This window comes from Mesonia aestuariivivens, assembly GCF_019311235.1.
Taxonomy (GTDB): Bacteria; Bacteroidota; Bacteroidia; order Flavobacteriales; family Flavobacteriaceae; genus Mesonia; species Mesonia aestuariivivens.
This window is the reverse complement of sequence record NZ_JAHWDF010000013.1, coordinates 28,191-41,873: the sequence shown is the minus strand read 5'-3', so window position 1 is coordinate 41,873 and position 13,683 is coordinate 28,191. Positions and strand designations below refer to the sequence as shown.

9 protein-coding genes are annotated in these 13,683 nt (G+C 33.4%); all 9 read right to left on the bottom strand.

Going from position 1 to position 13,683, the window contains the following annotated elements; all coding sequences use genetic code 11:
- Positions 1-2: 2 nt before the first annotated feature.
- Positions 3-1,010, bottom strand: a complete 1,008-nt coding sequence (gap, locus tag KW502_RS11880) for a type I glyceraldehyde-3-phosphate dehydrogenase (RefSeq protein ID WP_219040777.1) — start codon at positions 1,008-1,010, stop codon at positions 3-5.
- Between the two features lie 13 nt (positions 1,011-1,023).
- Positions 1,024-2,010, bottom strand: coding sequence for a 6-phosphofructokinase (pfkA, locus tag KW502_RS11875; RefSeq protein WP_219040776.1), 987 nt, complete (start codon positions 2,008-2,010; stop codon positions 1,024-1,026).
- 127 nt (positions 2,011-2,137) lie between these two features.
- The gene (locus KW502_RS11870) at positions 2,138-3,595 is read right to left on the bottom strand and encodes an alpha-amylase family glycosyl hydrolase (RefSeq protein WP_219040775.1); all 1,458 of its coding nucleotides are present in this window, start codon (positions 3,593-3,595) and stop codon (positions 2,138-2,140) included.
- A gap of 118 nt (positions 3,596-3,713) precedes the next feature.
- Positions 3,714-5,579, bottom strand: a complete 1,866-nt coding sequence (locus tag KW502_RS11865) for a glycoside hydrolase family 13 protein (RefSeq protein WP_219040774.1) — start codon at positions 5,577-5,579, stop codon at positions 3,714-3,716.
- Positions 5,580-5,774: 195 nt separating this feature from the next.
- Complete coding sequence (locus tag KW502_RS11860; protein WP_219040773.1) at positions 5,775-7,886, bottom strand: glycoside hydrolase family 97 protein; 2,112 nt, start codon at positions 7,884-7,886, stop codon at positions 5,775-5,777.
- 19 nt (positions 7,887-7,905) lie between these two features.
- Complete coding sequence (locus KW502_RS11855; protein WP_219040772.1) at positions 7,906-10,206, bottom strand: glycoside hydrolase family 65 protein; 2,301 nt, start codon at positions 10,204-10,206, stop codon at positions 7,906-7,908.
- 4 nt (positions 10,207-10,210) lie between these two features.
- Positions 10,211-10,867, bottom strand: coding sequence for a beta-phosphoglucomutase (gene pgmB, locus KW502_RS11850; RefSeq protein WP_219040826.1), 657 nt, complete (start codon positions 10,865-10,867; stop codon positions 10,211-10,213).
- Positions 10,863-12,380, bottom strand: a complete 1,518-nt coding sequence (locus KW502_RS11845; RefSeq protein WP_219040771.1) for an MFS transporter — start codon at positions 12,378-12,380, stop codon at positions 10,863-10,865. The genes pgmB and KW502_RS11845 overlap by 5 nt, the downstream gene beginning before the upstream one ends.
- A gap of 152 nt (positions 12,381-12,532) precedes the next feature.
- A complete protein-coding gene (locus KW502_RS11840; RefSeq protein ID WP_219040770.1) occupies positions 12,533-13,567 on the bottom strand; it encodes a LacI family DNA-binding transcriptional regulator in 1,035 nt (344 codons plus the stop codon).
- Positions 13,568-13,683 lie beyond the last annotated feature (116 nt).

The window sequence follows — 13,683 nt, the reverse complement described above, 5'->3', positions numbered from 1 at the left end:
ACTTATTTAAGTGAATTCACGTGTAAAGCTAAATCAACTAACTTAGTTGAATAACCATACTCGTTATCATACCAAGATACAAGTTTAAAAAAGTTATCGTTAAGAGCGATACTAGAACCTGCATCAAATACGCTAGTTTGGCCTTCACCAACGAAGTCTTGAGAAACTACATCTTCTTCTGTGTAACCTAAAATTCCTTTTAAATCACCTTCTGATGCTGCTTTTAATGCTTTCTTAACTTCAGCTAAAGAAGCACTTTTTTCTGTTCTTACGGTTAAATCTACTACAGATACATCTGGAGTTGGAACTCTAAAAGCCATTCCTGTAAGTTTTCCGTCTAATGCTGGAATTACTACACCTACTGCTTTTGCTGCTCCTGTAGAAGCTGGTATAATGTTAGAAATCGCACTACGTCCTAATCTAAAGTCTTTCTTGGATGGAGAATCTACTGTGAATTGAGTTGACGTACTTGCGTGAACAGTAGTCATTAAACCTTCTACAATACCAAATTCATCATCAATAACTTTAGCTAAAGGAGCTAAACAGTTAGTAGTACAAGATGCATTAGATACAATTTTATCTGCTGCAGTTGCTTTTGTATGGTTTACGCCCATTACAAACATTGGTACATCTTCTTTTGTTGGTGCAGAAATTACTACTTTCTTAGCTCCAGCATCTAAATGTCCTTTTGCAGTATCTTGAGTTTTGAAAATACCTGTACATTCTAAAACTACATCTACATTTAAAGCATCCCACTTAAGATCTGCAGGATTTTTTTCAGCAGAAACACGTATTTCATTTCCGTTTACCACAAGACTTCCGTCTTTAACTTCCACTTCACCGTTAAATTTACCGTGAGTTGAATCATATTTTAACATGTAAGCTAAGTGATCTACTTCTAATAAATCGTTAATACCTACAATATTAATATTAGGATTTTCGCTTGCTATTCTAAAAGCAATTCTACCAATACGTCCAAAACCATTGATAGCTACATTTACTTTACTCATAATATATTATTATTTAAATTGAAGTTATATCTGCTACCCTTCTTAAATCGATATCAATTTCATTTTCTCCTGAAATTGCTAAATCGAAAGGCACAAATGTTAATTTTTTATGTTTTATTCCTACCATCAAATCGCGCTTACCTTCTAGTAAAGCATCTACTGCTCCAATACCTAATCTACTGGCAAGCACACGATCGTAACAACTTGGAGAACCTCCTCGTTGAATATGACCTAAAACGGTAACTCTTACTTCGTAATCTTCTAAGTTGGTCTCAATAAATTCTGCCAACTCAAAAATATTTTTACCAATTTGGTCACCTTCAGCGACCACAATGATACTTGAAGTTTTTCCTGACTTTTTACTTCTTTTTAAAGATTCTAAAAGTCGATCAGTCCCTAAGTTTTCTTCTGGTATTAAAATCTCTTCTGCTCCTGCACCAATACCTGCATTTAATGCGATATCACCTGCATCTCTCCCCATGACTTCAACTAAAAATAATCGATTATGAGAATTGGCAGTATCTCTAATTTTATCGATAGCTTCTACTACCGTATTTAGTGCGGTATCGTAACCGATTGTGTAATCTGTACCACGAATATCATTATCGATAGTTCCTGGAATCCCCACTACTGGAAAATTATGTTCTTTGTTAAAAATAGAAGCTCCAGTAAAAGTACCATCACCGCCTATAACGACTAAAGCATCGATATCTTCTGATATTAAATTTTCGTATGCAGCAGTTCTACCTTCTGCGGTCATAAATTTTCTTGACCTTGCTGATTTTAAAAAAGTACCACCCCTGTTAATGATATTTCTTACAGACCTGGCGTTTAACTCTTCAAAGTCTTTTTCTATTAAACCTTGATAGCCTCTATAAATACCAGTACACTTTATCTTATGGTAGGCACAAGCACGAACTACGGCGCGTATCCCAGCGTTCATCCCCGGAGCATCACCTCCTGAAGTAAGAACACCAATATTCTTAATTTTCTGTTCCATATTCATCAAAAATATTTGAATTTTATCATAAAACCTAATAAACGATTCTTCTAAAACGTTTTCTGTTGATAACTACATTAAAAAAGCTCCAACAAATGGAGCTTTTTTTGTTAAATCATAATTTAACTTATTTTAAAATATGATATTCCCAAGGTTGCATGGTTATTTTTTCCTTTTTCTTAACTGTAAAGTTTTTGTTATTATTCATATAGTCTCTAAATTCGCCGTTAAAGTCAAAACTTACGTTTATCTGTTGATTGGTTACATTTGCGATATAAATAATAGATTGGTCGTCTTTTACTCTCTTAAACGCAATAGCTTTTTTAGGTAAAGAGTTTTGCAACAATTGATAATTTGCGGGATTTTTACCCCCACTTAATGCTAGATTTTTAGATTTAAGTTTTCCTAGTTTTTTATATACTGAAAACATTTTATTTGATTTCTGCTTAATAGTGTCTTTAGTAAAAAAACGAAGGCGTTTATTCATATCATATTCTTGACCTGAATAGATTAGTGGTATTCCTGGAGCTAAAAAACTCAACGCAGCAAAAGTTTCGACCCCTCCTTCTAACCTTTCTTTAACAGACCCATTCCAAGAATTTTCATCATGGTTAGAAGTAAAATTCATTAAAATATGATGGTCCTTATATTTATTTTGAACTTCTTCTATTTCCTCTTCCCAAGCTTCTGCCGTTAACTCTTTTTGAGCAATCTTATTCATGGTGTGATGCAAGTCCCATCCATAAACCATATCGAATAAATTATTATTCATTAATTCTGGCTCCCAAGCTTCTGCTAACATAAAAATGTTTTTCTCTTCTCTTAATTGAGGTATCGCTTGCTCCCAGAAGTTAATAGGTACATTATTGGCTACATCACAACGAAAACCATCTATATTTTCTTCTCTAATCCAGTATAGCATGTCGGCAATCATTTCTTTACGCATTTCTTGATTATCATAATTAAGATCGGCTACATCATCCCAACCCCAAGATTCTCCGGTTTCTGGATTAATGGGATCTATAACTTCTCCCTTTTCATTTTTCGTATAATAATCCGGATTTTCTTTTATCCAGACATGATCCCAACCTGTATGATTAGGTACCCAATCTAAAATCACATAAATATCATTTTCATGAGCGGTTTTCACTAATTCTCGAAAATCTTCTTTGCTACCAAATTCTGGGTTTACTTTTGTATAATCTGAAATGGCATAATAACTTCCTAAAATTTTTTCGCGTTCTTTTGGGTCTTCAATGTCTTCTGCAAACTTACCATTAGCAGATTTCTTTTTAACTTGAGAAATAGGATATATAGGCATTAACCATAGAATCTTAACTCCCATTTCTTTTAATTTAGGAATGTCTTTTGTAAACGCTTTAAAACTACCTTTGGGTGAATACTGGCGAATATTGGCTTCGTATATAACTGCATTATCTAGTATTTTATCTTGAAATGGTGAAATGCTATCTTTAGCCTCTGTTGTTTTTACTGCTGAATTTTCTTCAGGTGAAGCTTCTTTTTTATTGTCTTTACAGCTTATTAATAACGCCAACGTGCATACTAGGATAAAATATTTTTTCATTTAACTTTTAGTTTTTTATACTTTTAAGATTCTTGAAACCTTGCGGGAAATAGGTTACTTTCAATATCATCAAATGATTAGGTTGATGAGATGCTGAATTAAATTCAGCATGACGTTTTTATAATTGAATTACCATGGGTTTTTTACCGGCAATGCTTAGTTTTTCTTCTAGCTGAAGCTGTTTTCCGCTCAAGATGTCTTTTCCATTTGAAATTCTGCCTAGATTTTCTTGAAAACGGTTTAAGTCTAAAGTTTGCTCTTTTTCATTGTTATTTAATATCACCATTACTTTTTCATTTTCAAATTCACGGAAATAGACATACACATTATTTTCTGGTAAGTAATGTGTTAATTCCCCTTGATGAATGGCTTTAGAATTTTTTCTGAAATTCAAAAGTTTTTTTGTGAAGCTATGGAAGTTTTCTTGCAATTTGGTACGTTCTGATTTTTCAAAAGCATTTTGATTATCGCCTTCCCAACCACCGGGAAAATCTTGACGAATGTCGCCATCACCTTTACCTTTATCTCCTCGCATTCCAATTTCTGAACCGTAATATAATTGTGGTATCCCTCGAGTGGTTGCCATTAAAGTTAAGCCTAGTTGATAGCTGTTAAAATCTTGATTATAAATTTCATTAAATCTACCGGTATCGTGATTTTCTAGAAAAACTAATAGATTATTGGTATTTGGGTAAAGAAAATCGTTTACAAAATTACCATAGGCTTTTTGCATACCACTCCCCCAGCCTGCTGCTTCCTTAAACATACTACCAAGAGCGTCATGTAAAGTAAAATCCATCACGGAAGGACAATAGGAATTAAAATCTTGTAACGCCCCGATCTCGCTATCTTTTTGCCAGTATGAAATTTGTGCTTGATTATGCAACCAAACTTCACCTACGATATTAAAATTAGGATATTCATCCATAATGGCTTTGGTCCATTTAGAGATTCCTGCTTTATCATTATAACTATAAGTATCTACACGAAAACCATCTAAATCTGCAAACTCAATCCACCAGATGGCATTTTGGATTAAATAATTAAGTACTAATGGGTTACTTTGGTTTAAATCTGGCATAGTTTTTACAAACCAACCTTCTACACAATATTTTGTATCTATTGCTGAAGCGTGAGGATCGTATTGAGTTTCCATTCGATAATTAGAATTGGCATAACCTGGAAATTGATGAATCCAATCGTAAGTAGGTAAATCTTTGATCATCCAATGTTCGGCTCCCCAATGATTGGTCACATAATCCATAATTAATTTAAGATCACGATCGTGCATTTCTTTAGCTAAACGCTTATAATCTTCGTTACTCCCATAACGCGGATCGATTTTATATACATCACTCTGCGCGTAAGTATGGTAAGAATAAGCTTTGTCATTATCTTCTAATAATGGCGTACTCCAAATGGAGGTCGCGCCTAAATCTTTGATATAATCTAAATGATCGATAATTCCTTGAATATCACCACCGTGTCTTCCTCCGCTTTCACTTCGATTTAATTTATCCATTAAACCATCTACCGAATCATTATCTGGATTTCCATTAGCAAAACGATCGGGCATTAATAAATACATCACATCTGCACTAGAAAAACCTTCTCTTAAAGCTGAATTTTCTTTGCGTTCTTTCAACTCATATTCCTGCGTGAATTTTACACGTTTCTTTTTTGAAAAGTTGAAATGTAAAGTTTGCGGTTGAAGATTTTTGGTTTCAATTGTTATAAACAGATAATTAGGATTCTCGGTTTTTAAAACTCCGTTAATAACTACATCTTCTTCTGTTGAAACATTATATTCCGCAATATCTTTTCCGTAAAAAAGAATTTCAATTTCTGAAGTTTCCATACCTGCCCACCAAAATGGCGGCTCTATACGTTCTATTTGCGCATAAACTTCCGCAGAAAAAATATTCAGCAATAAGAATAAACTGAACACAACAGGAGCTTTTTGAAAAAATGAATTGGTTTTCATGAATTAGTTTTCATTATGGTTATAATTTTAGTCACAACCTCTGTAAATTATTAAATTGATGAGATGCAGAAACAAGTTCAGGATAACGTTGATCGTATAATTACTATTGTCACTTGGAGCGGAGTCGAGAGTTTTTCAATGAAATTAAAAATTTCTCAAATCCGCTCAAACTGACTTTAATATAGAAAAAATTATCTATTTCTTCTCGATAATGCTTATGGCAAAACCACCGCCAGGAGCAGAATCTAATTTTAATTTGGTTCTTCTGGTTACCGTTTTGGTAGTAATTTTATAAGCCTGCGGATTCGTTTTGTAATGCGCATCTTCTGCATCTGCATAAATTGTCGCCGTATATTTTTTTCCTTTTTCTAAGAAATCTAACTTGATTTTTGTAGTTCTCGGTGTTGTTCCATTTACATTTCCTACAAACCAATTATTGGTTCCTTTAGCTTTACGAGCTACAGTAATGTACTGACCCGGTTCTGCCTCTAGGTATTTACTTTCTTCCCAATCTATAGCTACATCTTTAATAAACTGAAATGCATCTGGGAATCTTTTGTAGTTTTCAATTAAATCTGCAGCCATTTGTAACGGACTGTACATCGTCACATATAAAGCTAATTGATTAGCTATTGTTGAATTTACATGTGAATTATTATCTGGATTCAATTTACTAATATCCATTTCGAAAATACCAGGCGTATAATCCATAGGACCACCTATTAAACGTGTAAAGGGTAAAATAGTAACGTGATTTGGTTTGTTACCTCCAAATGCCTGAAACTCGGTTCCTCTAGCAGATTCATTTGCTATTAAATTAGGATAAGTTCTTCTTAATCCTGTAGGTCGTACAGCTTCGTGTGCGTTTACCATCACTTTATAATCTGCCGCTTTTTTTACCGCATATAAAAAATGATTGATGGCCCACTGACCATAATGATGCTCTCCTCTTGGAATAATATTACCAACATAACCACTTTTCACTGCTGGATAATCATATTTATTCATAAATGCATAAGCACTATCCATATGGCGTTCGTAATTACGAATAGCTCCCGATGTTTCATGATGCATAATCATCTTCACATTTTTTGAGGCTGCGTAATCGTGAATTTCTTCCACATCAAAATCTGGATAAGGAGTAACGAAATCGAATACAAAATCTTTAGAATGGCCGTACCAATCTTCCCAACCTTGATTCCAACCTTCTACTAGAACTCCGTCAAAACCATGTTCTGAAGCAAAATCGATGTATTCTTTTACGTGTTCGGTGTTTGCGGCGTGTCTTCCGTTGGGTTTAGCTTTTGTGAAATCTGTTTCACCAACTTTAACTGAAGGAAGATCGTCTGTATAATTCCAAGCGCTTTTTCCTGTTATCATTTCCCACCAGACGCCTACATATTTCATTGGTTTAATGAAGGAAGTATCTTCTATGACATTGGGTTCATTTAAATTCAGCGTCATATTAGAAGCTAAAATATCGGTCGCATCGTCACTTACCATAATCGTTCTCCAAGGAGAAGTATTCGGAGCTTGCAAGAAACCTTTATTTCCTAGAACATCTGGAGTTAGCCAAGATTCAAAAACAAAGTTTTTTTCATTCAGATTTAAATTCATCAATGAATATTCCTTTAATGCTGCTTCGTGAAGATTGATAAATAAACCATCTTCAGTTTTCATCATTAAAGAAGTTTGCACTCCTGTTTTAGAAAATTGCTCTTGAGACTCGTTATGTGAAAGTGCTCCGTCAAATTTTGAGCTTATTTCAGATAATTTAGAAGTTGTATAATCGTATTCTTGAGAATCGTAATCTCCTGGAATCCAAAATGCGGTATGATCTCCTGTCATTGCAAATTGTGTATGTTCTTCTTTAATCACAAAATACACCAAGTTTTTTTGTTCTGGAAATTCATACCTAAATCCTAAACCTTCATTAAACATTCTAAAACGAATGATTATTTTACGGTCTTTTTCTGGCTGATTTAGAGTTACAGCTAATTCATTATAATGATTTCTAATTTCAGCTTGTTCTCCCCAAACTGGCTCCCAAGTATTATCGTAAGTAGAGGTGTTAGTATCTACAATTTTAAAACTATTCATTAAAGATAAATCATCATCTTTTAATTCTAAACCTAACTTACTCGGCTTAATAACTTCTTCGTTCTTGTAATATAATTGGTAAACTGGCGTTCCGTTTTCATCTAAAGAGAATTTCATTTTTAAATCTTGGTTGGGAGAGATTAACTCCTGAGCAAGTCCTGAAAAACTTAATAACCAGATCCCAATAAGGGCAAATGTATATTTCATGTTTTTGGTTTTTATTGAATTATATTTTTACTGCTGAATTAACTTCAACTTCTTTATCGTTTAAAGTTACCGTCATCGATCCATCGCCATCTAAAGTAAACTTGGTTTCTTCTTGGGTAACTTCGACTTTTAAAATTTGATTTCTAAAATTGATTTTGAAGGAATAGCCTTTCCATTCTTTTGGAAGCTGTGGTGTAAAAGAAAGTTTATCTTCGTGAACACGCATCCCTGCAAAACCTTCTACAATACTCATCCACGTTCCCGCCATACTAGTAATATGACAACCTTCTTCAACCTCTTTATTATAATCGTCTAAATCTAAACGAGAAGTTCTTAGATAGAATTGGTAAGCCTGCTCCATTCTTCCCAATTTAGCAGCCTGAATACTATGAACACATGGCGAAAGCGAAGACTCATGAACAGTAAATGGCTCATAAAAATCGAAATGCTTCTCTAATTCTTCTTTGCTGAAATCTTCTTCGAAAAAATAGAAACCTTGTAATGTATCAGCTTGCTTAATAAATGGCGATCTTAAAATTCGATCCCAACTCCAATACTGGTTAATAGGTCGTAATTGCTGATCTAAATCTGAAACTTTAGTTTGCTCTTTATCTAAGAAACCATCTTGTTGAAGATAAACTCCATGTTCTTCAGAATATGGAAAATACATATTGTCGGCAACCGCTTTCCATTTTTCTAATTCTTCTGAAGTAATATTTGTTTTAGCTGAAATACGTTCGTAATCAGAAGAAAATTCAGCTTTTATTTTTTCAATATTTTCTAAAGCATAATCAATACACCATTTAGCGATATAATTGGTATACCAGTTATTATTGACGTTATTTTCGTATTCATTAGGTCCAGTTACGCCAAGAATTACATATTTGCTTTTTTGAGTTGAAAAAGTCACTCTTTGTTGCCAAAAACGAGCGATAGCTATTAATACTTCTAAACCTTTCTCTGGAATGTACGAATAATCGCCAGTGAAACGATGGTAGTTATAAATGGCGTAAGCGATAGCTCCGTTACGGTGAATCTCTTCAAAAGTAATTTCCCATTCGTTGTGACTTTCTTCTCCGTTCATGGTTACCATTGGATAAAGCGCTGCACCATTAGTGAATCCTAATTTTTCTGCATTTTCTATAGCTTTATCTAATTGATTATAGCGATAAGCCAGTAAATTTTTAGCAATTCCTTGATCTTTGGTTGCCATATAAAAAGGAAGACAATATGCCTCGGTATCCCAATAAGTACTTCCTCCGTATTTTTCACCAGTAAATCCTTTTGGACCAATATTTAGTCGGGCATCTTTACCTGAATACGTCTGATTAAGCTGAAAAATATTGAAACGGATTCCTTGCTGGGCTTTTACATCGCCATCGATCGTAATGTCTGACATGTTCCAAACCTCTGCCCAAGCATTGGCTTGTTGTTGCAATAATTCTTCCACTGAAAATGTTTCTACTTCATTTAAAAGATTATGAGTAGCTTCTACGAGATTTTCATTAGAATGATTCATTCCCTTAACGTAACCTCCTAATTTTTTCAGCGTTACTTTTTCTTCTTTACTTACTGAAAAGTTGTAAGTAAACGTTAATTTCTGCGCTTCTTTTTCCGTAGAAAAATCTACATTTTGCAATTCATTATTCAGCAATAACTCGGTATGCATAAAAGTACATACGTGAAATTCTGTTTTTAATGTTTTTGAAGTGATAAAACCACGATTTTTTTCTGCTTGTACTTCTAAAGTTTCCCAAAATTGATCTTCCCAGTTGGTATCTTCATTGGTGATCCCGCTATCTAAATATGGAGAAAACTCTACCTCAACATCTGCATTTAATGGTTTAACCTCATAATTAATAACTCCTAATTCATCTTTTACTAAACTAAGAAAACGCGTAGCTTTTACTTCAACTTGAATATCATTAGGCATTGTTGCCACAAAAGAACGTTGATACCAACCTTCTTTCATATTAAGTTCCCGCTGAAAATTTTCTACTTTATTACACGTAAAAAGATCGAGTTGTTCTCCGTTAATTTTCACATCAATACCAATCCAATTTGGCGAGTTTAATACTTTTGCAAAATATTCTGGATACCCGTTTTTCCACCAGCCTACACGAGTTTTATCGGGATAATAAACACCGCCAATATAACTTCCTTGAAAGGTTGGACCAGAATAATATTCTTCAAAGTTATTACGTTGCCCCATGGCCCCGTTTCCTAAACTAAAAAGACTTTCTGAAGATTTAACACGGTCGATATCGAAACCTTTCTCAATAATAGACCAGTCTGCAGGTTGTATATAATCTTGATTCATTTGTTTAAATTCTTGCTAACTTGATTAAAAATTCGTCGCTTATCTCTGTGAAATCTTGAAAGGTATGATTGGCTTCGTGTAAAACCGTTTTTTCACCAATACCAATACTCGTCATTTGTGCATGATTAGCCGCTTGAATACCTGCAATCGAGTCTTCAAACACCACACAATCTTTTGGTTTTGCTCCTAGTTTTTCGGCCCCGACCAAGAAAACTTCTGGGTTTGGTTTGGCTTTGGTCACATTGGTACCATCGACTATCTCGTCGAAAAACGGAGTTAAATTTATTTTATCTAAAATCCTACGTGCATTTTTACTAGCAGAACCCAGCGCGATAGGAATATTATTATCTTTTAATAATTGTAATTTTTCTTTTACCTGCGGAAGAATTTCAGATTCATCCATTGCATCTACATAGGTGAGGTAATCTTTATTCTTTTTATCCATTAGTTGAACAAATTTTTTTTCTGAAACAGAAGTATTACCCCACTCTAGTATCTTTTTTAGGGAATTCACTCTACTTACTCCTTTTAATTGCTCGTTTTGTTCGTGATTAAAATCAATTCCAAGATCATTTGCTAAACGTTTCCAGGCTTGAAAATGAAATTTAGCCGTGTCTACAATCACACCATCCAAATCGAAAATAAATGCTTTAGTGTTAATTTTCATCAATTATAAGTTTTTGTTTTGTTTTTACTCTTAGAGTGAGTAATCCTGATAAGATCATTACAAAGCCACCAACAATTAATGCATATACAGGTTCGTTATTAAATAATTCTTTTACAATAAAGCCTAAGATCGTAGCAGCTACAATTTGTGGGAGCACAACAAAGAAATTAAAAACGCCCATATAATATCCCATTTTGGATGCTGGCAAGCTGTTAGAAAGCATAGCATAAGGAATAGACAAAATACTTGCCCAAGCCACTCCTACTCCTATCATTGCAAATAAAAGTTGAATTTTACTCGTTAAGAAATAAATAGAAATCAAGCTTATCCCTCCCACAAACAAGGCTAACATGTGTGTTATTTTATTGCTTGTTTTTTTCGCTATTAAAGGAAGTAAAAAGGCTACTGCAGCGGCAACACCATTATAAACGGTAAACATTACAGGAACCCAATCTGCTGCATCATTATATAATTTAGAAGTGGTATCTGTGGTATTAAAAATGTGACCTGTCACGGCTTGAGTAGTATAAATCCACATACTGAAAAGAGCAAACCAAGAAAAGAATTGAACCCAAGCCAATTGTTTCATTGCTTGAGGCATGTTTAACATATCGGTAACAATAATGGTATAACCGTTTCTAAAGTTTCTCTTTCTTAATAAGGCGACTGATATAAATAATAAACCAACTATGATTAACCCAATAAACAAAATATATAATTCTTTTGTTAGCTCATTAACATAAATGATATAAGAAATAATAGCCCCTACTAGAAACATGATAAAACCAACTCTTAATTGTTTGGCAATATTTTTAGATTTATCAACAACTTCTATCCTTTCTGGCTGCTTTTCTTTATCTCTAGCTTCTATGGCTGCAAGCTCTTCTGGAGAATATTCTTTTGAATTAAAAACCGTCCATAATACTGCCGAGATAAAAACAACGCCACCAACATAAAATGACCATTTTACAGAATCTGGAATGATACCTTCTGGTGCTGTATTTGAAATGCCAAAAACATTAGCAAATAAATAGGGCAATAAAGAACCTAAAACAGCTCCTAAACCTATAAAAAAACTTTGCATAGCAAAGCCTTGTGTGCGCTGCTCTTCGTCTAAATTGTCTCCAACAAAGGCTCGAAAAGGCTCCATAGAAATATTAATGGAAGCATCCATAATCCATAGTGTACCTGCTGCAATCCAAAGTGTAGGAGAATTGGGCATTAAAAATAGACAGATAGATGAAAGAATAGCTCCAATTAAAAAAAAAGGTTTCCTTCTTCCTAGTTTAGTCCATGTTTTATCAGAAAAATAACCAATAATAGGTTGTATTACTAACCCCGTAACTGGCGCAGCAATCCATAATATAGGTATGTTTTCTACACTCGCTCCAAGTGTTTCAAAAATTCTTGAGGTATTGGCATTTTGAAGTGCGAACCCAAATTGTATTCCTAAGAAACCGAAACTCATGTTCCAAATTTCCCAGAAACTTAGCTTGCGCTTTTGCATATCGTAACTTATTTATTAATAATACGATAAGCACTATGACTTATCATTACTTTAGGTGGAAAGTGAAAATATAAGTAATGATAATTATCGTACAAATATATAGAATATATATTAAATACAGAATGTAAATTTCTAAAACTTAAATTATCGATTTACAATGAATCTGTTTTTCTCTTCACTGAATCTCGAATAATTAAACTTGTATTTAATACAGTAGTTTGAAAGCTTTGCTCGTGAACTTTATCTTCTAATCTGTCAATTAGCAAACTAGCAGCCTTAGCCCCCATTTCTTCTCCGTGTTGGTTAACAGTAGAGAGACTTGGAATAAAACTTTTTGACACTACTCCGTCGGTAAAACCGATCACAGAAATATCATCTGGAATTTTTTTACCCAATTTAGTAAGTGCTTTAATAGCATTAACTGCAAACTTTTCATTTACCGCAAAAACAGCATCTATATCTTTATCACTAAAAAAAGCTTCAATTCTTTCTTCTGAATGATCTACATCCTCGATTTTTAAAATTAATTCTGGATTTATTGGTATATCGTTGGTTATTAACGCCTCTTGGTAACCTTCTGTTCTTAACTTACCAACACTCACATAGTCTACGGTAGAAATTAATGCTATTTTTTTACAAGATTGATCTATTAAATACTGAACAGCCTCAAACGCTCCATGCTTGTCACTTATAATAACTTTATCACAAATCACTTCATCAATCACACGATCAAACATAACCACAGGCATGCCTTGGCTAATCACTTCATTTATATGGTGATAATCCTCTTTTTGTTGTGTTTCTTTAGCCACAGACAAAATAAAACCATCTGTGCTCCCATTAGCTAGAAACTCTAAATTCAAAACCTCTTTATCAAAAGAATTATTAGATAAACATATTATAACATTGTAACCTTTTTCATTAGCTACGTGCTCAATCCCTTGAATTACGGTAGTGAAAAAATAATGCACAATTTCTGGAATAATAATACCTATTGTTTTTGTTTTTCTGTTTTTTAAGCTTAATGCAATATTATTAGGTTTATAATTATACAATTTAGCAAATGCTTTGACTTTATCTTTTGTATCAATACTAATCTCACGACTATCTTTTAAAGCTTTAGAAACAGTTGATACAGAGACATCTAACTCCTTTGCAATTTGCTTTAAGGTAATTTTCCTTTTCATAATTTATTAATATATACTCATTTTAATAGTTTAAAAATCTAATATTCTTAAAAATTAAATAGATTTTTTTTTAATATGTTAAATTTTAAGAAGTTTTCAACACGAAAACGTTAGAG

Coding starts and splice junctions, on each gene's coding strand:
- gap (WP_219040777.1), bottom strand. CDS start 1,010: ATGAGTAAAGTAAATGTAGCTATCAATGGTTTTGGACGTATTGGTAGA.
- pfkA (WP_219040776.1), bottom strand. CDS start 2,010: ATGGAACAGAAAATTAAGAATATTGGTGTTCTTACTTCAGGAGGTGAT.
- KW502_RS11870 (WP_219040775.1), bottom strand. CDS start 3,595: ATGAAAAAATATTTTATCCTAGTATGCACGTTGGCGTTATTAATAAGC.
- KW502_RS11865 (WP_219040774.1), bottom strand. CDS start 5,579: ATGAAAACCAATTCATTTTTTCAAAAAGCTCCTGTTGTGTTCAGTTTA.
- KW502_RS11860 (WP_219040773.1), bottom strand. CDS start 7,886: ATGAAATATACATTTGCCCTTATTGGGATCTGGTTATTAAGTTTTTCA.
- KW502_RS11855 (WP_219040772.1), bottom strand. CDS start 10,206: ATGAATCAAGATTATATACAACCTGCAGACTGGTCTATTATTGAGAAA.
- KW502_RS11845 (WP_219040771.1), bottom strand. CDS start 12,380: ATGCAAAAGCGCAAGCTAAGTTTCTGGGAAATTTGGAACATGAGTTTC.
- KW502_RS11840 (WP_219040770.1), bottom strand. CDS start 13,567: ATGAAAAGGAAAATTACCTTAAAGCAAATTGCAAAGGAGTTAGATGTC.